At 75.3% G+C, this 22,228-nt stretch carries 16 protein-coding genes; 8 read left to right on the top strand and 8 right to left on the bottom strand.

Translation table 11 applies throughout. From position 1 onward, the window contains the following. Nucleotides 1–160: 160 nt before the first annotated feature. Entirely contained in the window at nucleotides 161–1,663 is a 1,503-nt protein-coding gene (locus OG247_RS08585) for an SCO1417 family MocR-like transcription factor (protein WP_327251680.1), read from the top strand. 36 nt (nucleotides 1,664–1,699) lie between these two features. On the opposite strand, the gene OG247_RS08580 is transcribed toward OG247_RS08585, so the two are convergent. Both OG247_RS08580 and OG247_RS08575 read right to left on the bottom strand, forming a co-directional pair. Then, a complete protein-coding gene (locus OG247_RS08580) occupies nucleotides 1,700–3,337 on the bottom strand; it encodes a hypothetical protein (protein ID WP_327251679.1) in 1,638 nt (545 codons plus the stop codon). 51 nt (nucleotides 3,338–3,388) lie between these two features. Beyond that, nucleotides 3,389–3,583: a hypothetical protein gene (locus OG247_RS08575; RefSeq protein WP_007262923.1), complete on the bottom strand. Its 195-nt coding sequence runs from the start codon at nucleotides 3,581–3,583 to the stop codon at nucleotides 3,389–3,391. 280 nt (nucleotides 3,584–3,863) lie between these two features. On the opposite strand from OG247_RS08575, the gene OG247_RS08570 reads away from it, so the two are divergent. After that, on the top strand, nucleotides 3,864–4,316 hold the full coding sequence (locus OG247_RS08570) for an ankyrin repeat domain-containing protein (RefSeq protein ID WP_327251678.1): 453 nt from the start codon (nucleotides 3,864–3,866) through the stop codon (nucleotides 4,314–4,316). A 344-nt stretch (nucleotides 4,317–4,660) separates the two neighbouring features. Next, nucleotides 4,661–6,067, top strand: coding sequence for a HEAT repeat domain-containing protein (locus OG247_RS08565; protein WP_327251677.1), 1,407 nt, complete (start codon nucleotides 4,661–4,663; stop codon nucleotides 6,065–6,067). Nucleotides 6,068–6,284: 217 nt separating this feature from the next. Here the strand turns inward: OG247_RS08565 and OG247_RS08560 are convergent, their stop codons facing one another. The 5 genes from OG247_RS08560 to OG247_RS08540 form a co-directional block, all read right to left on the bottom strand. Further along, nucleotides 6,285–7,004: a hypothetical protein gene (locus tag OG247_RS08560; RefSeq protein ID WP_327251676.1), complete on the bottom strand. Its 720-nt coding sequence runs from the start codon at nucleotides 7,002–7,004 to the stop codon at nucleotides 6,285–6,287. Continuing rightward, a complete protein-coding gene (locus OG247_RS08555) occupies nucleotides 7,001–7,585 on the bottom strand; it encodes an RNA polymerase sigma factor (protein ID WP_327251675.1) in 585 nt (194 codons plus the stop codon). The genes OG247_RS08560 and OG247_RS08555 overlap by 4 nt, the downstream gene beginning before the upstream one ends. Before the next feature lie 97 nt (nucleotides 7,586–7,682). Continuing rightward, nucleotides 7,683–8,552, bottom strand: a complete 870-nt coding sequence (locus OG247_RS08550; protein WP_327251674.1) for a biotin-dependent carboxyltransferase family protein — start codon at nucleotides 8,550–8,552, stop codon at nucleotides 7,683–7,685. Continuing rightward, complete coding sequence (locus OG247_RS08545; protein ID WP_327251673.1) at nucleotides 8,549–9,175, bottom strand: 5-oxoprolinase subunit B family protein; 627 nt, start codon at nucleotides 9,173–9,175, stop codon at nucleotides 8,549–8,551. Before OG247_RS08545 ends, OG247_RS08550 begins: the two co-directional genes overlap by 4 nt. Then, entirely contained in the window at nucleotides 9,172–9,972 is an 801-nt protein-coding gene (locus OG247_RS08540) for a LamB/YcsF family protein (RefSeq protein WP_327251672.1), read from the bottom strand. The genes OG247_RS08545 and OG247_RS08540 overlap by 4 nt, the downstream gene beginning before the upstream one ends. Nucleotides 9,973–10,091: 119 nt before the next feature. Between OG247_RS08540 and OG247_RS08535 the strand changes: the two genes are divergently transcribed. From OG247_RS08535 to OG247_RS08525, 3 genes are all read left to right on the top strand, one after another. Further along, nucleotides 10,092–11,597, top strand: coding sequence for a hypothetical protein (locus OG247_RS08535; RefSeq protein WP_327251671.1), 1,506 nt, complete (start codon nucleotides 10,092–10,094; stop codon nucleotides 11,595–11,597). A 505-nt stretch (nucleotides 11,598–12,102) separates the two neighbouring features. Next, complete coding sequence (locus tag OG247_RS08530; protein ID WP_327251670.1) at nucleotides 12,103–13,029, top strand: hypothetical protein; 927 nt, start codon at nucleotides 12,103–12,105, stop codon at nucleotides 13,027–13,029. An 86-nt stretch (nucleotides 13,030–13,115) separates the two neighbouring features. Further along, nucleotides 13,116–17,810 (top strand): hypothetical protein, encoded by a 4,695-nt coding sequence (locus tag OG247_RS08525; RefSeq protein WP_327251669.1) that lies wholly within the window; start codon nucleotides 13,116–13,118, stop codon nucleotides 17,808–17,810. 59 nt (nucleotides 17,811–17,869) lie between these two features. Here OG247_RS08525 and OG247_RS08520 read toward each other — a convergent pair whose 3' ends face one another. Then, on the bottom strand, nucleotides 17,870–18,355 hold the full coding sequence (locus tag OG247_RS08520) for a hypothetical protein (protein ID WP_327251668.1): 486 nt from the start codon (nucleotides 18,353–18,355) through the stop codon (nucleotides 17,870–17,872). A gap of 359 nt (nucleotides 18,356–18,714) precedes the next feature. Between OG247_RS08520 and OG247_RS08515 the strand changes: the two genes are divergently transcribed. Both OG247_RS08515 and OG247_RS08510 read left to right on the top strand, forming a co-directional pair. After that, nucleotides 18,715–21,792 (top strand): sensor histidine kinase, encoded by a 3,078-nt coding sequence (locus OG247_RS08515; protein ID WP_327251667.1) that lies wholly within the window; start codon nucleotides 18,715–18,717, stop codon nucleotides 21,790–21,792. Continuing rightward, complete coding sequence (locus OG247_RS08510) at nucleotides 21,789–22,226, top strand: roadblock/LC7 domain-containing protein (RefSeq protein ID WP_327251666.1); 438 nt, start codon at nucleotides 21,789–21,791, stop codon at nucleotides 22,224–22,226. The genes OG247_RS08515 and OG247_RS08510 overlap by 4 nt, the downstream gene beginning before the upstream one ends. Nucleotides 22,227–22,228 lie beyond the last annotated feature (2 nt).

Here is a 22,228-nt window from a genome sequence, read left to right as displayed (position 1 = left end):
AGGTCGGGGGCCATCCTCCGGACGCTACAGGCGGACCCGATCCCGGGGCCTCCTCTATGTCGCGCGGGCACTCCGTGGCACCCTGGACCCCGCAGAACCAATCCAATGCGGGCCCCCGCGGGCCGGCAGGGGCCAATTCGACGAAGGTGGACCGGACGACATGGCGCAGTGGACCTCGGCCGTCGGTGCCGCACAGCTCGGCCGGCTCATCACCTCCCAGCAGGGCCGGACCGCCGCACCCGGCGGGCGCAAGCTGCCCGCGTACCGCTCGCTCGCCGACGGGGTCCGCCTGCTGGTCCTCGAAGGCCGCATCCCCGTGGCGGCCCGGCTCCCCGCCGAGCGGGAGCTGGCCGTCGCGCTCTCCGTCAGCCGCACCACCGTCGCCGCCGCCTACGAGGCCCTGCGCGGCGAGGGGTTCCTGGAATCCCGCCGGGGCGCGGGCAGCTGGACCTCGGTGCCCGCCGGCAACCCCATGCCGGCCCGAGGCCTGGAGCCCCTGCCCCCCGAGTCCCTCGGCTCGATGATCGACCTCGGCTGCGCCGCACTCCCGGCTCCCGAGCCCTGGCTCACCAAGGCCGTCCAGGGCGCCCTGGAGGAGCTCCCGCCGTACGCCCACACCCACGGGGACTACCCGGCCGGCCTGCCCGCGCTGCGCCGCATGCTCGCCGACCGCTACACCGAGCGCGGCATCCCGACCATGCCCGAGCAGATCATGGTCACCACGGGTGCGATGGGCGCCATCGACGCCATCTGCAGCCTCTTCGCGGGGCGCGGCGAGCGGATCGCCGTCGAATCCCCGTCCTACGCCAACATCCTCCAGCTCATGCGCGCCGCCGGGGTCCGCCTCGTGCCCGTCGCCATGGGGGAGGGGCTGACCGGCTGGGACATGGACGTCTGGCGCCAGGTGCTGCGCGACTCCGCCCCCCGCCTCGCCTACGTGGTCGCCGACTTCCACAATCCGACCGGGGCCCTGGCCTCCGACGAGCAGCGCCGCGCGATGGTCGAGGCGGCCCGTTCGGCGGGCACCGTCCTCGTCGCCGACGAGACGATGGTCGAGCTCCAGCTCGATCCGGCGATGGAGATGCCCCGCCCCGTCTGCTCCTTCGACCCGGCCGGCTCCACCGTCATCACCGTCGGCTCCGCCAGCAAGGCCTTCTGGGCGGGCATGCGCATCGGGTGGGTCCGCGCGGCCCCCGACGTCATCCGCAGCCTGGTGGCCGCCCGTGCCTACGCCGACCTGGGCACGCCCGTGCTGGAGCAGCTCGCGGTGGACTGGCTGATGCGCACCGGAGGCTGGGCGCAGGCCGTGGAGATCCGCCGGGACCAGGCCCGCGAGAACCGGGACGCCCTGGTGGCGGCGGTCCGCCGGGAGCTGCCGGACTGGGAGTTCCGGGTCCCGCTCGGCGGCCTGACCCTGTGGGCCCGCGCGGGCGGGCTCTCCGGTTCCCGGCTGGCCGAGGTGGGGGAGCGGGTGGGCGTACGGGTCCCCTCGGGGCCGCGGTTCGGCGTCGACGGGGCCTTCGAGGGGTACGTCCGGCTCCCCTTCACCGTCGGCGGCCCGGTGGCCGAGGAAGCGGCGGCCCGGCTGGCGGCCGCGGCCCGGCTGGTCGCCACCGGAGCGGGCGGCGGCGGCGCGGAGCCGCCGCGCACCTTCGTCGCGTAGGACAAGGCAGGCCACCGGCCAGGCCGGGGACCGGCCCTACGGGGCGTCCGCCGGGACCTCGGGGATCTCCGAGGCGTCGATCGCCGGGCCCTGCGCCTGGGCGGGCGGCTGGACGATGTGCAGCGGCTTGCCCAGGGTGACGTGGTCCGGGACGGGCTTGTGCGGCGCCTGCCGCTCGGGCAGCAGCTCCAGGACCGCCTGGCGGTGTCCCGGATGGGTGGCCTCGTCGTACGGGTCCGGCGTGGCCGGCACCTGGAGCCGGTGCACGGGACCGGCGCCGAGCCGGGCGTACCCGCGCCCCGGCGGCAGTACGGCCGTCGGCGTGGTGTGCGGGGGCAGCCCCAGCACGTCGGCGATCTGCTGGATCGTGGCGGCTCCGAGCACCACGCGGGCCCTGGTGTGCTGCCAGACGGAGTCGCCCAGCAGCTCCAGGTGGTCGAACTGCTCGGCCACCACCACGGTGACGTGCGCGGCGCGCCCGTGCCGCAGCGGCACCTGGAGCTGCGCGATCGGATCGGGGGCGCCCTCGGCGGCGGACAGGTGGGCCAGCACGCTGGGCCGGTCGAGCAGGATCCACAGCGGGCGGCGGGTGTCCTCGGGCGCGGGCCGGCCGGCTTCGCGGGCCCGGTGGGTGGCGATCAGGCGCCGCTCGGTCTCGCGGGCGGCCCATTCCAGGGTGGCCAGGGCCCCGGTCGGCCCGCACTCCACGGCGAGGACGCCGGCGCGGCCGGAGAGGCAGGAGTACTCGCCGGTGCCGCCGCCCTCCACGATCAGTACGTCGCCCCCGTGCCGCAGGGCCTGCAGGGCGACGGACCGCAGCAGGGTGGACGTACCGCTGCCGGGCTGGCCCACGGCCAGCAGGTGCGGCTCGGCGGAACGGGAGCCGGTGCGCCAGATGACCGGCGGCATGTCCCGGGGCTCGTCGCCGTCCAGGACGGGCAGCGTGCGCTGCACGCTGCCGCCGTCGGTGAAGCCGAGCACGGTCTCGCCGGGGGAGGTGACGAAGGGCTGGGCGGCGATACCTGTGGGCAGCGCCGCCAGCACGCACAGGTCGAGCTGGTTTCCCTCCTCGTCCCAGTCGAAGAGATACTCCCGTCCGCGCCCGGACTTGGCGTGCAGCAGTGCCTCGATCCGGGCCCTCGACGCGGCCTCGCCGTCGGTGAAGTAGGCCGGGTAGCGGATGTGGAGCCGGGTGACGCGGCCCGCCTCGTCGAACTCGTAGCCGCTGAAGGCCTTGTCCCACTCCCCGCCGTGGGCGAAGAGGGGGCTGGGGTCCTCCGGGATGGAGAAGTACGGCACGAGGGCTTCGTAGAGGGAGCCGAGCCGTTCGGTCTCGGCATCGCTGGGCCCGGTCTTCACCGGGGTGCGGTCGCGTCCCTGCCAGGCCGCCGCCGCCATGAGGGTGATCAGGGCGGTGAGGGGGCCGTAGGGGACGAGCGCGACCACGAGGACGCAGGCGGCCCCCAAAAACAGCGCGGGACCACGCTTGTCCTTGGGGGTGTCGCACCATTTGCGCCGTCCGGCCGAGGCCAGGACGCGCAGGCCCCGTCCGATGGTGAGGAGCGGATGGAGGACGTCCGTGGCGCTGTCGGCGGCCGTGCGAGCGAAGTCGCGGCCCCGGGTCAGCGACACGGTGCCGCTGCTGAGGATGCGGGGAAGTGGGCGCCGGGCCACGGGCGTCTCCTGGAGTTGTGGATGCTTCGGGGTGGGTGCCGGGGCCGGGCGCTAGAGCTTGATCCCGCCGAGAAGGCTCGCGAGGCTCGCCGTGCTCGCCGTGATGCTGGGGGCGATGGCGGAGCCGGCGAGGAAGAAGCCGAAGAGGGCGCACACGAACGCGTGCGTCAGCTTCATGCCGTCCTTCTTGAAGAACAGGAAGCAGATGATGCCGAGCAGGACGACACCTGAGATGGACAGGACCATGAGTCAGTTCTCCTGGTGGGTGGGGACAGTCACCATCAGTTCTTCCAGGCTCACAGGAAGTATCAATGCGATAAAAGGTGCATATGGGTGAATCCAGCAATCTTTCACTTGACCGGCCCATCCCGGCTGGCGCGCCTGGCGGGATGGGGGCGCGCGGGCCGCAGGGTGATCATTGCCTCGGCCCGCGCCGCTCATGTGCAGGTCCGGGCGCTACTCTGGCGCTTCACCCGTACGGACGCAGTGCCGTGCGCAGCCCTGCCCGTGAAAGGCGGTACGACCGATGAGTGAGCACGTCGAGAGCGGCTCCCGGGACTCCCGGGACTCCCAGGCCTCCCAGGACTCTCCGGACGTTCCCGACGAGGACGTCGTCGAGCTGGCCACCAAGATCTTCGACCTCGCCCGCCGCGGTGAGACCGAGACCCTCGCCGCGTACGTGGACGCGGGCGTCCCGGCGAACCTCACCAACGACCGCGGCGACACCCTCGTCATGCTCGCCGCCTACCACGGCCACGCCGACGCCGTCACGGCCCTGCTGGCCCGCGGAGCCGAGGCCGACCGCGCCAACGACCGAGGTCAGACCCCGCTCGCGGGTGCGGTCTTCAAAGGCGAGGAGGCCGTCATCCGCGCACTGCTCGCCGGGGGCGCCGACCCGAACGCCGGAACGCCCTCCGCCGTGGACACGGCCCGCATGTTCGCCAAGGCCGACCTGCTGGAACTTTTCGGAGCCAAGTAGTCCGCTTCTGCCGGTCCCCAGGCCGGTTCCAGGCCGGTCCAGACCTCACGGGTTGGTCACGGCGGCCTTAAATGTGGTCGCGGCGCACAAACCGCCTGGGTCATCATGGCGTCGGATTCGATTCGCGGACAGGGCGGACGGGCAGGAGCGGGCAGGACACAACGGGTGTCCGGCCCCTGCTCCTGGCCGGGGGACCGCCGCCCTGGCCGAGAACACCGACGAGAGTGAGAAGGCAATGGTCTACATCGAGCTGAACCAGACGGCGGACGTCCTCACATGCTGTTACGCGGCCCTGTGAATTCCGATTCCCGGTTGCGTCCCCAGCTTGATTTGAGGCCATTCCCATGTTCGAACCAGTCATAGCGCCGAGCGGCACCCTGCTCGGGCTCCTCCAGCGCGGCCGCGGCGACGGCACGCTGCACGCACTCGCGGCACCCAGGGCCGAGGCCCTCGCCGCGCTCAACCACTGCGTGGCCGGCGATCCGCGCCAGGACTGGCAGGTAGAGAACCGCTCCCTGTACTACGCACGCCTGTACCTGGACCTCGACGGCCCCCTGGGCGAGATCGAGGCCCACCTCTTCAGCGTCGACGACCTCCTCGACGAGGACGACCGCCGCACGGGCCTCGCCCTGTCCGTCCTGGGCCACCTGGCCTCGTACGGCCGTGACGACGCGCTCATGCTGCTGCGCCGGTACGCCGCCACGGGCGCCAACTGGGCCTGGGCCCTCGACGAACTCGCCCTGCGCGACGACGACGAGGGGCTGCGCTCACTGGCCTCCCCCGTCCTCGCCCGGTTCCCCGCCACCGCCGAGGGTGAGGCGCGGCTCGCCGCCGCCGTCCGTGACGCCTACGAGCCCAGGCCCTGGTGCCTGTGGGAAGAGGATCCCGGCGCCCCCGCCTACGCCGCGCGGCTGCGCGCCGCCCGCCAGCAGGGCTCCTTCGACCGCTGGCAGCGTCAGCTCACCCCGCGCGGCCCCCAGCCCGGCTGGGGCGTCCAGGCCGTCTTCGACTGGGCCGCCGACGGACTGCGCCGGGGCACCCCCCTGCACGTCCCGGCCGCCCGCTGCCTCGCCGCCGTGGCCACCCCCGAGGACCGCTCCGCGATCCTGGCGGCCGCCGCCGGCGCGTCCGGAGAGGCCGCCCGCGCCACCGCGCTGCACCACCTGGTCCTCGCCGAGCCGGAGAACCCGGCCGTACTGGACCTCATCGAAGCCGCCGGCGACGAGCCGGCCGTAGCCGCCTACGAGCGCATGTGCGGCCCCGCCGCCGTCGAGCGGGCCCGACGCTGGGTCCAGCGCCCCGACGCCCTCGGAACGGCCGCAGGGACCCTCCTGGCCGCCCGCGGCGGAGCCGAGGACGCGACCCTGGTCCTCGGGGCCCTGCGCTCCACCGTCCGCGGCTCGGGCCCGGACTCGACGCCGCTGTTCACCCTGGTCGACGGAGCGGGCCGGCTCCGCATCGGCTGCGCGGCGCCGGTACTGCGCCACATCTACCGCGAGACGTCCTCCTCCCATCTGCGGGGCCGCGCCGCGCGGGCCCTGGCGGCGACCGACCCCTCCTTCGCCGCGGGCTTCGCCGTCGAGTGCCTCTGGGACTGCGAGGAGACCACCCGGGAGGTGGCCGCCCGCCACGCGGAGACGGCCGACGCCCGAGTCGCCCCGCGCCTGCGCCGCCTGGCGGCCGACCCGGCTGAGGAAGAGGACGTCCAGTCGGCGGTACGGAGCAGGATCGCTCCGGAGTCGGCCGTGTAGCCGCGGAGCCGCGCACCCCTGCGGAACGCACCGCGCGGTGTGGCCGCGTAGCCGTGCACCCCTGCGGAACGCACCGCGCGGTGTGGCCGCGTAGCCGTGCACCCCTGCGGAACGCACCGCGCGGTGTGGCCGCGTAGCCGTGCACCCCTGCGGAACGCACCGCGCCCCCGGTCCGAGGAACGGACCGGGGGCGCGCTGTCGGTTGCCGACCGTCGGGCTACGGCTTGCGCGGAGGGCTCGACGTCGGGCTCGCCGTGGCGGATCCGCCCGTCCGGGCCTCCTTCTCCCGCTCCTCCTGCGCGACCCGCTGCTTGTCCTTGAGTACCGCGGCCTCCTTCGGGCTCAGGGTCCGCTGGGGGGCCTTGGCGGGGTCGGCGTAGACGGGCACGCAGGACGGCACCTTCGACGTCTCGACGGCGCCGAAGCCGACCGGGTGGATGTCCGAGTCGTCCACGGGCGTGCTCACCACCAGCGTGTGGCCCGGCGGCACGGTCTCCGGGGTGATCATCATCTGTGCGGACTCGTCCTGGGCACCGGCGAACTCACCTCCGCCCTCCCCGGGCGTGAGCCCCTGCGGGTAGGCCACGTTCGACGGGCACTGTTCCGACGGTTTGCGCGGCGCCACCGCCACCGTGATCCCCAGCTCCCGCAGCTCGCGGACCGTCCCGTCGACCCCGTCCGGGTGGTAAATGTGAACCGAGATGGTGCCGTCGTCGTTTCGGGACACGGCGTACGCGGGCGACGTACCGCCGCCGTCGCCGAGCACCGGCAGGGCCACCAGACCCGCGACCGCCGCCGCCACCGCGCCGAGGGCCATCGGGATCCGGTAGCGCCGGGCGGTTGACCGGACAGGGGCGGTGGCGGGGGGCCGGTCCGCGGCGATGGCCATGAGCTCGGCCTTGAGCCGCTCCTCGAACGCGGTGGGCCTGCTGCTCATCGGACTACCTCCAAGTGCGCTTCCGGGGTGGGAAACGGGGCGGGTTCGGTGGCGCGCAGGGCGCGCCGGGCACGGTGCAGGCGCACGCGGACCGTCGTCGTGGTGACGCCCAGGGCCTGCGCCGCCTCCGCCGGCGCGAGGCCGTCGACCACGACCAGGTCGAGCGCCGCGCGCAGCGGCTCGGACAGGGCGGCGTGCCGCTCGGCGACGGCCCGGTAGGCCCGCTCCGCGTCGATCCGCTCCTCCAGCGCGGCCACGTCCTCGTCGTCGAGGAGCCGGCGGCCGCTGAGCCGGGCCAGGGCGCCGCTCTCGCGGGCCAGGCCGCGGGCGTGGCCCGACAGGACGTTGCGGGCGATGCCGAACAGCCAGGCGACCGGCACGCCCCGGTCGGGCCGGTAGCCGCCCGCCGACCCCATCGCCGCGAGGAAGACGTCCGCCGTCAGGTCCGCCGCCACGTGCGGATCGGCGACCCGGCGGGTGACGAAGCCGAGGACGGCGTCGACGTGCTCCTCGTAGAACCTGCCGAACCCCTCGGGCGTGGTGAGATCCGGAGGCCCGGCCTCCCGTGATGGGTTGCGCACCCGTTTCCTCCCCGGTGTGCGGGGCCCCTGCGGCCCCGTTCACCCGTACTTGGCATCTGCCGCGCGAAGCGTTTCACCGCCCCCGCACGGCGGGTGCTCAGCGGCTGCGCACGAACCGCACGGGCACCCCCGGCCGGGCCTGGGCCGCCGCGTCGAGCGCGGGGCCCGGCGGGACGACGCCGACGACCGGATAGCCGCCGGTGACCGGGTGGTCGGCCAGGAAGACCACCGGCTGCCCGTCCGGCGGAACCTGAACCGCACCGAGCACCATCCCCTCGCTCGGCAGCTCCCCGCCCCGGCTCCGGACCAGCGGCGGCCCCTCCGTGCGCAGCCCGATGCGGTTCGAAGCGGCCGAGACCCGGTACACCGCCCGCAGCAGCAGTCCCGTCACCGACTCCGCCGTGAACCAGTCGGCCCGTGGCCCCAGCCGCAGCGGAAGCACCAGTTCCGGGGGCGGGCCCGGCGCCGCCGGGGCGTCCGCCCCGGCCACCGGATCCGGACCCGGCGCGCCCACCGGCAGCAGCGTCCCCGCCGACAGGACCGGCGGGCCCAGGCCCGAAAGCAGATCGGTCGAGCGACTGCCGAGCACCGGCCCGACCGCGAACCCTCCCCGCACCGCGACGTAGCCGCGCAGGCCCGACTCCGCCCGGCCCACCTCCAGCTCCGCCCCGGCGCGCAGCAGGACCGGGGCTCCCCAGGCCGCCGCGCGCCCGTCGACCCGTACCGCGCAGGGCGCCCCGGTCACCGCCACGATCACCGGGCCGCCCACCGCCCGCAGACCCACGCCGTCCAGGGTCGTCTCCAGCACCGCCGCTCCCGACGGGTTGCCCAGCAGCCGGTTCGCCAGCCCGTGCGCCCCCGTGTCGAGGGCCCCCGAACGGGGGACACCGAGGTGGGCGTACCCGGGCCGCCCAAGGTCCTGGACGGTGGTCAGCGCGCCCGCCCGTACGACCTCCAGGGCCCTCACGGTGCCGCCTCCGTCTCGGCGAACCGCACCCGTACCCCCGGCGCGAACAGCGCGGCCGGCTCGCGCGCCGGATCCCACAGCACCGCGTCGGTGGACCCGATCAGCTGCCAGCCGCCGGGGGAGGAGCGCGGGTAGACCCCCGCGTACTCGCCCGCCAAGGCCAGCGAGCCCGCGGGCACCGCCGTACGGGGCGTCGCGCGCCGGGGCAGGTGGAGGCGGGCAGGCAGGCCCGTCAGGTAGCCGAAGCCCGGGGCGAACCCGCAGAAGGCCACCCGGAAGGTGATCGCGCCGACGATGCCGGGCACCTCCCCGGGGGACACCTCCCACAGCGCGGCCACCTCCGCGAGGTCCGGACCGTCGTAGCGCACCGCGACCGTCACCGGGGGCGGCCCGTCGGCCGGCGCCAGGGGGGCGACCCGCCAGCGGACGATCCGGTCCGCGAGGGCGCGCGGCTCCCGCACCCCGTCCAGCAGGACCGTCCGGGCCGCCGGCACGATGTCCCGTACGCCGCCCAGCTCGCCCGCGTCCCGGCGGCGCAGCAGCTCCGCGTGGAGCGCGGCCACCTCCTCGGCGGAATCCACCTCCAGCAGCAGCGCCCCGGTTCCGGCCTCCAGCACCCTCACGCGAAGGCCTCCACCCGGACCCCGGCGCCGCCGAGCGCCCCGCGGACGCGCAGGGCCAGCTCCGCCGCCCCGGGGGTGTCCCCGTGCAGGCACAGGGAGCGGGCGGCCACCGGGATCCGGGTGCCGTCGGCGGCAGTCACCTCGTGCCCGGCGGCCATGTCCACCGCGCGGGCCACCACCGCGTCCGGGTCGTGGACCACGGCGCCCGGCTCACCGCGCGGTACGAGGGTGCCCGCGGGCGTGTACGCGCGGTCGGCGAAGGCCTCCGGGACGGTCGCCAGCCCGGCCCGCCCGGCGGCGGCGAGCAGCAGGGAACCGGGCAGCCCGAGCACCGGGAGCCCGCCGGGACCGGCCGCGAGCAGCACCCCGGCCACGACGGCGCCGGCCTGGCCGGAGTCGTGCACGGTGCGGTTGTAGAGGGCCCCGTGCGGTTTCACGTACGACACCCGGGAACCGGCCGCCCGCGCGAAGACCTCCAGCGCCCCGATCTGGTAGGCCACCTCGTCGGCCAGCTCCCCGGCCGGCACGTCCATGGAGCGGCGGCCGAAGCCCGCCAGGTCCCGGTACGAGACCTGCGCGCCGATCCGCACCCCGCGGGCGGCCGCCAGCTCGCAGACGCGGCGCATGATGGACGGGTCGCCGGCGTGGAAGCCGCAGGCGACGTTGGCGCTCGTGACGACGGACAGCAGGGCCTCGTCGTCGGTCAGCGTCCACCGCCCGAAGCCCTCGCCGAGGTCGGCGTTGAGATCGATCACGGGGCCGGCCGCCGGGGTCTCCGGCGTGATCATGGAAGCCATGCGGTGAGCGTAGAACAGGGCGCGGGCCAGGGTGCGGGCCGCGCTCGCGCCGACGGCGGGAGGATCGGGCGAACCATCCCGTTTGGGATGTTGTCAGGGTCAGCGCCTAGTCTTTGCCCGTGACTCTCCCTGCCCCGGCGAAGACCCTTCCCTCCCCGGCGCCGGGCCCGGCCGCCGACGAGGGCCTGGCCCGGCGGCTGCGCGCGCTCGCCTGCACCGCCCCGCTGCACGACCTCGACGTACGCAAGGCCAATCTGGCCGGCGAGTACGGGGTCTACGCGATGGCGGAGGTCGCGCTCGCCGCGATCGACCTGGTCACGCTCAACATGGACTTCGACACCGGAGCCGACCACGAGCAGATAGTGGCCCGTCTGCTGCCGAGGGTCGCCGCCCAGGCGCCGGCCCGTCCGGCGGCCGAGCACGAGCGGGTGGCCCGCTGGGTGCTGGAGAACCTGATCAACGTCGGCAGTGTCGACCGCGGATTCCGCGCGATCTACGGCACGTTCGGCCCGGACGGGGTCTACGTCCGCCGCGACTACGACTTCAAGCTCATCGAGGAAGTCCCGGGCTACGGCGGCGCGGTGTACCTGCGCACCACGGACGAGGCCGTCAACGTCCTGGTCGGCGCCCTCGACACGGACGTCACCAGCGCGCAGATCGCCGCCGAGGTCAAGCTGGAGGTCCTGATCAGCCGGGGCCGGCTCGCCGACGCCCAGCTCGCCGCCGAACAGGCCCGCTACCGCACCGTCCAGTACGCCGAAACCCTGCGCCGCACGCTCGACGCGACCCGGCGCAACGTACGGGCCGTGGACTGGCTGGTGACCGTCCCCGACATGATCGCGGAGGCCCTGGACCACGTCGCCGACCGCTACCGGCACGAGAACGCGATCCTGACCAACATCCGCAAGGCCCGCGACGAAGCCGAAGAACCGGACAACAAGCGTCGCGCCGCCGAGCTCGTCGACATCGTCAAGGACTGCATCCGCCGCCACACCCAGCTCCAGTCCCGCCTGCTCGACGCCGGACCGCTCTTCCGCGCCGAACAGGACCGCCAGGCCTTCGCGGCCCCCGCGCCGCGCTCCGGGATCGACCTCTACGGGCAGCTCGTGGCCCCGACGCTGCCGCTCCCGGTCGCCCGGGCCATCCGCGTCACGGACGCCTTCTTCGCGTCGGGCGCAGGGCTCCGCACACCCGTCTCGGTGCGCGTCGCGGACCTGGTCGAGATCCTGCTGACCCCTCCGGTGGAGCGTGAGCACCTGGGTCTGGAAATGCCGGAGCCGGACCTGATCGCGACCCCGGACGACAGCCGCTTCAGCGAGGAGCAGCTCACCGCCGCGAGGGCACTCCTCGAACTCCCGCACGACGCCCCGCGCCGCCTGTCCGGGCTCCTCGCGGAGGCCCGCCGCTCCGACCCCGATCTGCCCTACCTGGTGGCCCTGCTGGCCGTCCACGCGGCGAGCCCGGCGGTGGGCACGGCGTACCGCCAGGGCGAGGAACGCCTCCTCTTCGCGGTCGACGACGGCACGGAACTCGAAGACCCCGAATTCGGCGGCGCGGACCTCATCGTCGGCACCGCCCTCCTGGACGCGGCAGCCATGACGGCGGACCGCACGGAGGCGGCATGACCCCGTCCTCGCCGGGCGCGGGCCCGGGGACGATCGCACCGACAGTCGGCCGGGCCGCCGCCCCCGGGACCGCGCCCGGGCCGGCCCCCGGGCCCGCGCCCGGCCTCACGCCTTCACGCGGCCGGGCTGCACGGCCCGGCGGTGCCGCGCGCCCGGGCGGGCCCGCAGGCTCCGCCGCCGGGGCGGAGCTCCTGGTGGCCCGGTCCCACCCGGGGGTGTGGGGGCTCGCCCCCGCTTTCGGGAAGGGGCGGGGCGGGGGAAGAACCGTCCCCGCCGTCCCCGCGACCGTCCCTGCTGTCGCTGTCGCTGTCGCTGGCTCCGGTCCCGCCGCCGAGCCCGCCCGGCCTGCGGACGCCGCCGCCGGGCCTGCCCCAGAGCGGCCCACGCACGCCGGGCCGCGAGCCGCCGGGCCGCACAACGCCCGTGCCGGGCGCACCCGCAGCAGCAACCGCACCCGGCACCCCCGCACCCGCACCCGCACCCGTACCACCGAGGAGATCCACCCGTGAGCGACCACCACGCCGAGCAGCACCCCGCGTGGAGCGAGCCCGACGCGCACGCAGCCCCGGCTCCGGTCCAGGCAACCGCCGCGGCTCAGCCCCCGCAGGGTGCCCTCACCCCGGCGGACGCCGCCGACGCGGCCCGCCTCGTCGCGTTCGGGCTCCAGCCCAAGCTGCTGCCCGCCCGCGACGCCGAGTACGCCGAACTGCTGCGCCGCTACCGCGAGGACCCCGCCTTCGCCCGGCTCGCCGACGCCGTCGCCACCGGCCTCGGCCTCGTCGTCCTGGAGGTGTCCTCCCGCGCCGGCATGGCCGTGGCCGCCGGCGAGGACTCCGTCTTCGCCGTCCGCATGGGCGACTACGCCCGCCGCGCCACCGCCGACTCCGCGGACCGTTTCCTGCACGGCCTCGCCCACCTCGCCGTGGCGGCCCTGGCCTTCCCCCGCCCCGAGGACCTCGCCGACGACGGCTACATCGGCCGGATCACCGTCAACGGCGTCGACGCCTTCGTCCGGCAGACCTGCCGCCGCCTGGAGGAGCGCGCCGAGGAACTCGGCGAGAACACCGACCCGGCCTCCGACGCCCCCGGCCTGGAGGCCGCCTGGCGGGTCTACGCCCGCCGCAGCGCGACCGGCGCCACCAAGGACGCCCGCCGGCTGGCCGGTTCCACCACCGGCATCGTCGGCAAGGCCGCCGCCTTCCTCACGGACTCCGGCTTCCTCCAGCGCACCGGGGACGAGGCCGGAGGCACGTACCGCACCACCCCCCGCTACCAGCTCCAGGTCCGCGACATGGCGGGCAGCGCGGCCATGGCCGAGCTCCTCGACCTCGGCGTGGTCCCCGTCAGCGACGGCTCCGCCAGCCTGCTGCCGCCGCCCGAGGGCGACGACCTCGAACTCGCCGCCGACGCGGGCCTGCCCTTCCACGCCTGAACCGCCCCACCCGCCCGGGCGACCCGCGACGCCCGCCCGCCACCCGTCCCCGTACGACCTACGAAAGACCACGAGAGTCCGCCGCCATGTACGAGCTGTCCCGGATCCGCCTCTACTCCATCGGGCCCGCCGGCGCGCGCTACGCCGACACCGTGCTCGACCTGCGCGGAGTCGGCGAGCCGGTGCCCCACCCGGCGCCCACCCAGGCGGAGTTCTTCGAGGACGAGCCCACCGGCCCGCCGCGCCGCCCCGCGCCCGCCGGGGTGCTCTTCCTCGAGAACGGCGGCGGCAAGTCCGTCCTGCTCAAGCTGATCTTCTCGGTGATGCTGCCCGGCCACCGCAACACCCTGGGCGGCGCAAGCTCCGGCGTCCTGCGCAAGTTCCTGCTGGCCGACGACTGCGGCCACGTGGCACTGGAATGGCAGCACACCCAGACCGGCGAGTGCGTGGTCGTCGGCAAGGTCAGCGAATGGCGCGGCCGCCAAGTCTCCAACGACCCGCGCAAATTCGCCGAGGCCTGGTACTCCTTCCGCCCCGGGCCGGGTCTCAGCCTGGACAACCTCCCGGTGGCCGAGGCCACTTCGGTGCGCCCGCCCGTGGAAGGCGCCTCCGGCGCCCAGGGGCGGCGCCGCACCATGAAGGGCTTCCGTGACGCCCTGACCGAAGCCGGCAAGGCGTACCCGCACCTCGAGGTGTACTTCGAGGAGATCCACGACCGCTGGAACGAGCACCTCACCGAAGTCGGCCTCGACCCCGAACTCTTCCGCTACCAGCGCGAGATGAACGCCGACGAGGGCGAGGCCGCCGGCCTCTTCGCGGTCAAGAAGGACTCCGACTTCACCGACCTGCTGCTGCGCGCCGTCACCGACACCCGAGACACGGACGGCCTCGCCGACCTCGTCCACGGCTTCGGCAACAAACTCGGCCGCCGCGCCGAGCTGATGGCCGAACGGGAGTTCACCGCGGGCTCCGTGGACCTCCTCACCAAGATCGTCGAGGCCGCCGCGGCCCGCTCCCGGCTCCGCGACGTCCACGCCGGCGCCGAACGCCGTACGCGCACCCTCGCCCGGCGCCTGTCCGCCCGCGCCGGCGAGGAGCGCGGCCGCGCCGCCGACCTCGCGCAGCGGGTCACCGGCGCCGCCCACCAGGTCACCGCCGCCGAGTCCGCGCGCACCCGCAGCGCCGCCGTCTCGGCCGAACTGGCCTACCGGCACGCCTCGCTGGCCCTGACCGTCGCCGACAAGGCCGCCGCCGCGCAGCGCCGCGAACTCCTCGAAGCCCGCACCCTGCACTCCGCCTGGCAGGCCGCCGAACACGTCCTGCGCCACCGCTCCGCCGCCGACCGCTCCGCCCGGGTCGCCGCCGCGATCCTGGAAGCCGAGCGGGACGCCGCCCCGGCGCTCGCCGCCCGGGCCACCGCCGCCACCGAGCTCGTACGGGCCCTGCACGCCGCCGCCGAACAGGGCGAGCGGGCCGCCAACGAGGAAGAGGAGCGCTCCGCCGTCCTCCAGGAGACCGGCGAGTCCTCCCACCGCGCGGCCACCGCCGCGGCCACGGCCGCCCAGCGGGCCCGCAGCGAGGCCGAGCACCTGCGTGCCCGCCTCGCCGAGGTCCAGCAGGAGACCGCCGAGGCCGTCCGGTCCGGCTGGCTCGACGACTCCGCCCCCGACGCCGACCCGGCGCGCGCCGCCCTGGCCGCCGCCGACGCGGAGAAGACGGCCGTGGCCGCCTGGGACGAGTCCCGCGAGGCCTCCCGCGCAGCCGCCGAGGCCGCCCGCGAGGCCGCCGCGGCGGAATCCCGCGCGGAACTCACCGCCGCCCGCGCGGCCGACGCCGCCGACGCGGCCGAGGCGGCCCACGACGCCGAGCACCGGTCCGCCGCGTCCCTCGCCGGAGCCCCGCGCCTGGCCGCTCTCCTGGGCCTCCCGGACGCCCCGGGAGCGACCGGGACGGGTGATGCGCCCCAGGGCGCCGCCGGGACCCCCGCACCCGGCCGCGCGGGCGCCGAGACGGCTCCCGCCCCCGGCCGACCGGGCGCCGACGCGACTCCCGCCGCCGGGCTCACGGTCGCCGACCTCGACCGGGGCGCCGACGAACTGCGCGAACTGCTGACCCGCGGAGTCGCGACCGCCGAACGCCAGCTCTTCGACCTGCGCACCGCCGCCGCCGACGACTCCCGCATCCTCGGCGCCCTCGGCGACGGCGGCCTGCTGCCGCCCGGCCCCGACGTCCTCGCCACCGTCGAGTTCCTCGGCGAACACGGCATCCCGGCCCTCCCCGGCTGGCGCTACCTCGCCCAGTCCGTGGACCCGGCCGACCACGCCGCCGTCCTCGCCGCCCGCCCCGAACTCGTCGACGGCGTCGTCATCACCGACCCCGACACCCACTCCCGGGCCCGCGAGGTCCTCTCCGGTGCCGCCCTGCTGCCCCGCTCCACCGTCGCCGTCGGCACCGCCGCGGCCCTGCTGGCGCCGGTTCCCCCGGCCGGCGACGCCACGGGGTCCGGCACCTTCGGTATTTTCATCGTTCCGCCGAACCCGGCCATGCACGACGAGCACGCCGCCGACGAGGAGCGCCAGGCACTGCGCGCCCGCGCCACCGCCCGCGACACCGAGATCCGCGAGCTCGCCGCCCGCCTGTCCGGCGACCGCGAACTCGCCGCCCGGCTGCGCTCCTGGCGCACCGGCTGCCCGCCCGGCCGCCTCACCGAGCTCGCGGAGCAGGCCGCCGCCGCCCGCGGCTTCGCCGAGGAGACCGACGCCGAGCTCGCGGAGGCCCGTACCGTACGCGCCGAGGCCGACGAGGCCGCCGCCGACGCCGCGCGCGTCCGCGACGAGCGCCAGGACACCGCCCAGCGCGCTCGCCGCGTCGCGGACGCCCTCGCCGGTCTCGCGTACCGGCTGCGCGAGCGCGCCGGCTGGCAGAGCAAGCTGCGCGAACTCGCCGACGACGGCGCCGAGTCCGAGGCCCGCGCCGAGGTCTGCCTCGACCGGGCCCGGGCCGCCGACGAGGACCGCCGCGCCGCCCAGCGCGCCGCCGACGACGCCCGCCGCACCGCCCGCGCCCTGCGCGCCGAGCGTGCCGAGATCGCCGGAGCCCCCGATCCGCTGCCCGAGGATGACGGCACGGCCAAGGCGCCGCTCCCGGCCCTCCGCGAGGCCTACCGCGCCGCCTCCCAGCTCTACGAGAAGGTCGGCGTCGGCGCCGACCTGCGCTCCGAACAGGCCCGCGCCGAGAGCGACGAGTCGGTGGCCCTCGCCGAACTAGACCGCCTCACCAACAAGGTCCGTACCCGAGCGGCCCAGCTCCTCGAAGGCACCGACGGAGCCGACGGCCCCTCCCGGCAGGCCGCGGCCGCCCGCGCCGAGGCCCTCGTGCAGATGCTGGAGACCCGCGCCTCCACCGCGAGCGAGCAGCTCGGGCGGCTGCGCGGCGAGGCCGAACGGCACGCCCCCGCCGAGGGTGGGGCACACACCGAGCTGCCCGAGGAGCTGATCCCCGACAACGTCGAGGACGCCCAGGCCATGCTCCGCACCGCCACCGCCCAACTCGCCGCCCACACCGCCGCCGTGGAGTCCGCCCGCGCGGCCCACGCCGACCTGCTGCGCGCCCACCGCACCGCCGAGGAGGGCACGGGCGGCTTCGAAGAGACCGCGGCCATGCTCCGGGACCTCCTGCGGGACCACACCCACCAGGAGGACGAGCAGGAGCCGGTGGCCCACCCCGGCAGCCTGGAGGAGGCCCGCCAGTCGGCCACCGAGGCCCGCCGTTCGCTACGGGCCTGCGCCGCCGACCTGTCGGCCGCCGAGGCCGCGGTCCGCGAGGCGAGCGACATCCTGGTCCGGCACGCCAACGCCAACCGCTACGAGCAGGTGCGCACCCCCGCGCGCCAGCAGATCCGCGAACTGCCCGCCTCCGCCCTCCCCGAGCACGCCGCGGCCTGGGCCGTTGCCTTCGCCCCCCGGCTGCGCGTCCTCACCGACGAGCTGGCGCAGCTGGAGCGCAACCGGGACAGCATCGTGGACCGGCTGAGAGGCCTCGTGGAGTCGGCCCTGGCCACCCTGCGCTCCGCCCAGCGGCTCTCCCAGCTCCCCGAGGGCCTGGGGGAGTGGTCGGGCCAGGAGTTCCTGCGCATCCGCTTCGAGGAGCCCGACCAGGCCACCCTCACCGAGCGGCTCGGCGAGGTCATCGACGAGGCGACCCGCGCCGCCGTGAAGAAGAACAGCACCGCCTCCTTCGGCGAGGGCCGCCGCGACGGCATGTCGCTGCTCCTGCACGGCGTCCAGGCGGCCCTGGAACCCAAGGGCATCGCGGTGGAGATCCTCAAGCCCGACGCGGTGCTGCGCGCCGAGCGGGTCCCGGTCGGCCAGATGGGCGACGTGTTCTCCGGCGGGCAGCTGCTCACCGCCGCGATCGCCCTGTACTGCACCATGGCGGCGCTGCGCAGCAACGACCGGGGCCGCGACAAGCACCGGCACGCGGGCACGCTCTTCCTCGACAACCCGATCGGGCGCGCGAACGCCACGTACCTGCTGGAACTCCAGCGGGCCGTCTCGGACGCGCTCGGCGTCCAGCTGCTGTACACCACGGGCCTGTTCGACACCACCGCGCTGGCCGAGTTCCCGCTGGTGATCCGGCTGCGCAACGACGCCGACCTGCGCGCGGGGCTCAAGTACATCAGCGTCGAGGAACACCTGCGCCCCGGCCTGCCCCAGCAGTTCGCGGACGGGGAGACGATCCACGGCGAGATCACGGCGACCCGCATGTACCGACGCAGCTGAACCTCTCTCAACGCGCCGGGCGGGTCCGGGCCGGGGACCCGGCACCGGCCCGGTCCGCCTCAGCCCCGCCCCGTCCCCGTCGGCGGCGGCCAGATTCCGTTGGCCTCGCCGCGCGCGGGTATGCGGGGCGGCAGGGGAGGCGCCGAGCGGGCCTCCCGGCGCGCCTTGCGGCGCTCGCGCCGCCGGCCCCGCGCCGTACTGCTGGGCTCCGAGAGCACCCCGTGGCGCTGGTTCCACGTCTGCCGGGTGATCAGCACGTCGAGCACGCCCCACGTGGCCACGACCACGCCGGCTATCGCGCACAGCGACAGCGGAAGCGCCAGCCAGGAGCCCGTGACCGTCAGGAAGAAGGAGATCGTCGCGTCCGTCAGCGTCACCGCGACGATCAGCACCGCCCGCACGGCGGACGTCCGCACCGGGTCCGGCATGGGCCTGCGCCCCGCCGGCTGGTCCACCCACAGGGCCCGCCCCCGCTGCGCCCCGGTCCCGGCGCCGCCGTCCGCGCTGTCCGCGTAGCCCTCGTAGCCCTCGTACTTCTTCGCCATGGTCGGCTCCCTCCCCTCCACGCGGCCGCTCATGCCCGCCCCGAACAGGTAGACGCACGAACGGGCCGATAGATTCCCGGATCACGGACGCGCCGAGGGCCCCGAAGTATCGCGGAACGAAGAATTCCAGCCATCCATTCCGCGACGGGAACCGAGGCCCCACCAAGTGTCATCTGCCACATATCGGGCCGCACTTCACGGGAACTATCGGACAACTCGTGATCTTCGTCCAGGGGTCAGGCCGAAAACGTCCGGACAGGCCTTCGAAGGTTCGCCGTGGCAGTAGTAGGCTCACGCCGTTTAAATGACGGAACACCAACCCCCGGTAACGGGGTTGAGCTGGGGAGGCTGGGGAGGCCATGCGCTTTCGCGGGAAGTCCATCCGCCGGAAGATCGTGGCGTTGCTCCTTGTGCCGCTCGTCTCCCTGACCGCCCTCTGGGCCTTCGCAACGGTGATCACCGGCCGGCAGGCCGTCCAACTCCTCGGTGTCGCCTACGTCATCGACAAGGTCGGCTACCCCGTGGAGGACGTCGTCCGCGTCATCCAGAAGGAGCGCCGCCAGACCCTCGTGGTCATCGGCGACCCGCGCGCCGCCGTCGCCAACACCGAGCTGCTCCTGAGCCGTGCGGCCACCGACGAGGCGGTCGAGAAGATCTCCGCCGACGCCACGGACCCCGAGGTCGCCGACGAACTCGACCCGGCCTCCTTGCGGCACTTGAGCTCCGTCCTCGAGGCGTTCCGCAGCATCGGAGCGCTGCGCAGCGCGGTGGACGGGGGCTCCCTCGACACCAACCAGGCGCTGGAGCTCTACAACCGGCTCGTGGACCCCTGCTACGACTTCCTCATGAACCTCCACGCGCTCCAGGACGTGGAGATGGACAAGCAGGGCCGCGCCCTCGTCGGCATCACCCGTGCCCGCGAGACGCTCTCCCGCGAGGACGCCCTGATCGCCGGGGCCCTGGCCGCCCGCAACGTCAGCCAGGCGGACATCCGGCACGCCTCCGACTTCGTGGCCAACCGCAAGCTGCTCTACGAGTTCAACCTCGCGATCCTCCCGGCCTCCGACCGGGAGCAGTTCGAGCAGTACTGGAACAACCCGGAGAGCCGTTCCCTGCGCGAGGCAGAGGAACGATTCCTCGTCCAGGGTCCGACCCACAGCCCGCGCAACGTGACCGCCACCCAGTGGGACGCCGCCGCCGGCAAGGTGCTCGAAGACCTCGCCGTCATGGGCACCGCCGCGGGCGACCGCTATCAAAAGCGCGTCGAACCCGTGGCCATGGACGTCCTGGTGCAGGCCGCCCTCGCCGGGGTGCTCGGGTTCATCGCCCTCATCGTCTCCCTCGTCCTGTCGATGCGCATCGGCCGCGGACTGATCCGCGACCTGTCCCGGCTCCGCAAGGAGGCCCACGAGGTCTCCGGCATCCGCCTGCCCGGCGTGATGCGCCGCCTCGCCGCGGGCGAGCACGTGGACGTGGAGACCGAAGCCCCCCGCCTGGAGTACGAGAAGGACGAGGTCGGCCAAGTCGGCCAGGCCCTCAACACCCTCCAGCGCGCGGCCATCGAGGCCGCCGTCAAGCAGGCCGAGCTGCGCCGCGGGGTCTCCGAGGTCTTCGTCAACCTGGCCCGCCGCAACCAGGTGCTGCTGCACCGCCAGCTGACCCTGCTCGACACCATGGAGCGGCGCACCGAGGACACCGAGGAGCTCGCCGACCTCTTCCGCCTCGACCACATGACCACCCGCATGCGCCGCCACGCCGAGGGCCTGGTGATCCTCTCCGGAGCCGCGCCCTCCCGCCAGTGGCGCAAGCCCATCCAACTGATGGACGTCGTACGGGCCGCCGTCGCCGAGGTGGAGGACTACGAGCGCATCGAGGTACGGCGGCTGCCGCGCCTGGGCATCGCGGGCCCGGCCGTGGCCGACGTCACCCACCTCATCGCCGAACTCCTGGAGAACGCCACCGTCTTCTCCCCGCCGCACACGGCCGTCCAGGTCCTGGGCGAGCGCGTGGCCAACGGTTTCACCCTGGAGATCCACGACCGCGGCCTCGGCATGACCCCCGAGGCGCTCTTCGACGCGAACCTCCGGCTCAGCGAGACCTCCGAGTTCGAACTCTCCGACACCGACCGGCTCGGCCTGTTCGTCGTCAGCCGGCTCGCACACCGCCACGAGGTCAAGGTCCGCCTCCAGATCAGCCCCTACGGAGGCACCACCGCGGTGGTCTTCCTCCCGGTGGCCCTGCTGACGGAGGCTCCCGAGACCAATGGCGCCGGCATCCGGCTGGCCGGCAAGGCGCCCGGCGGACCGGTGGGCGCCTCCCGGCGGAGGGCCGTCGCCGAGAGCGGCGCCGCGGGCCGCCGGCTTCCTGCCGGCGCCGAGCGAGGCCCCGTCGAGCTGGAGGCCCCGATCGGCATGCTGGAGCTGGACGAGCCCGTCCCGGCCCCGGAGGACGCCCCCGACGGCACCGCGGGCTCCGCCGGAGCCGCCGGGCTCACCGGGGTCTCCGGAGCCAAGGGCAGGCCCGCCATGGCCACCCTCGACGACGAGACCCCGCCGAACGGCATCTCGCGCACCTCCCTGCTCGGCTTGCGCCCGCCCGGCCGCCCGCACACGGACCGGCACACCGACCACGGCGGTCCCCGCAAGGGCGACCGCAGCGCCGACCGCATGGGCGAGCGGGCCGCGGACGGCTCCGGCGACCGCGCGGGCCTCTGGAAGGGCGACCGGTCCGCCGACGCCCCCGCCGAGCGGGGCGGCGCCCGGCTCACCGACCGCGACCCGGGCCGGGACGGCCTGCGCGACCGCGACCGGAGCCACGACCGCGGCCGGGACCGTGACCGCCGTGACCACCGCGACCGCGAGCGGGAGCCCCTCCCGCCCACCGGCCCGGTCCGCCTGGAGCCGGCGCGCGCGGACTCCGCCCGCCCCGACGGTGCCCGCTCGCCCGGCGCCGTACCGCTCCCGCGACGCCGCCCGACCCCGACCCTGGTGGCCGAGCACGGCCGCCGCGTGGAGCCACGTCCCGTCTCGGCGGTCCCGGACCCCGCGCAGGAGGCGCCGGTCCCGAACGGCACGGCGCACCCCGCGGCCGCGCCCTCCGGGGCGACCCTGCCCCGCCGGATCCGCCAGGCCAGCCTCGCCCCCCAGCTCAAGGACGCCCCGGCCCCGGCCCCCGCCGAAGCCGCCGCGGACCCGGGGGCCGACCGCGACGCCGAGGACGTACGCCGGCGCATGTCCTCGCTCCAGCGCGGCTGGACCGCGGGCCGAGACCACCACGCGCGGCAGCAGGCACCGCAGGCACAGCAGGCAGAACGGACAGAGCAGCCGGCCGACCCGACGCAGCAAGCACGGCGCCCCGCACCACACCAGTCCGTGACCGAGGCCGGCAACTCTGCCGCCACCGGTCCCGGAAGCGAGAACGAAGGGGACGGTCGATGACCGCACCGCAGTCCGGCAACGACACCAGGGGCCGCGGCTCCGGCCCGCTCAACTGGCTCCTCGACGAGCTCGTCGACCGGGTCGCCAGCATCCGCAAGGCCGTGGTCCTCTCCGGCGACGGCCTGCCCACCGGAAGCTCCAAGGACCTCACCCGGGAGGACAGCGAGCACCTGGCCGCCGTGGCCTCCGGTTTCCACAGCCTCGCCAAGGGCGTCGGCCGCCACTTCGACTCCGGCAGGGTCCGCCAGACCGTGGTGGAACTGGACGAGGCGTTCCTCTTCGTCATGGCGGCCGGCAACGGCAGCTGCCTGGCCGTGCTCACCGACGCCGACTCCGATGTCGGCCAGGTGGCGTACGAGATGACGCTCATGGTCAAGCGGGTCGGTGACCACCTGGCGACCGCCCCGCGCACCGGGCTGCCAGCCGGAGGGTGAGA

Origin of the sequence: Streptomyces sp. NBC_01244 (assembly GCF_035987325.1) — a bacterium.
Lineage (GTDB): Bacteria > Actinomycetota > Actinomycetes > Streptomycetales > Streptomycetaceae > Streptomyces.
This window is presented reverse-complemented; position numbering and strand designations above follow the sequence as displayed.

Coding starts and splice junctions, on each gene's coding strand:
- OG247_RS08585 (WP_327251680.1), top strand. CDS start 161: ATGGCGCAGTGGACCTCGGCCGTCGGTGCCGCACAGCTCGGCCGGCTC.
- OG247_RS08575 (WP_007262923.1), bottom strand. CDS start 3,583: ATGGTCCTGTCCATCTCAGGTGTCGTCCTGCTCGGCATCATCTGCTTC.
- OG247_RS08570 (WP_327251678.1), top strand. CDS start 3,864: ATGAGTGAGCACGTCGAGAGCGGCTCCCGGGACTCCCGGGACTCCCAG.
- OG247_RS08565 (WP_327251677.1), top strand. CDS start 4,661: ATGTTCGAACCAGTCATAGCGCCGAGCGGCACCCTGCTCGGGCTCCTC.
- OG247_RS08560 (WP_327251676.1), bottom strand. CDS start 7,004: ATGAGCAGCAGGCCCACCGCGTTCGAGGAGCGGCTCAAGGCCGAGCTC.
- OG247_RS08540 (WP_327251672.1), bottom strand. CDS start 9,972: ATGGCTTCCATGATCACGCCGGAGACCCCGGCGGCCGGCCCCGTGATC.
- OG247_RS08525 (WP_327251669.1), top strand. CDS start 13,116: ATGTACGAGCTGTCCCGGATCCGCCTCTACTCCATCGGGCCCGCCGGC.
- OG247_RS08520 (WP_327251668.1), bottom strand. CDS start 18,355: ATGGCGAAGAAGTACGAGGGCTACGAGGGCTACGCGGACAGCGCGGAC.
- OG247_RS08515 (WP_327251667.1), top strand. CDS start 18,715: ATGCGCTTTCGCGGGAAGTCCATCCGCCGGAAGATCGTGGCGTTGCTC.
- OG247_RS08510 (WP_327251666.1), top strand. CDS start 21,789: ATGACCGCACCGCAGTCCGGCAACGACACCAGGGGCCGCGGCTCCGGC.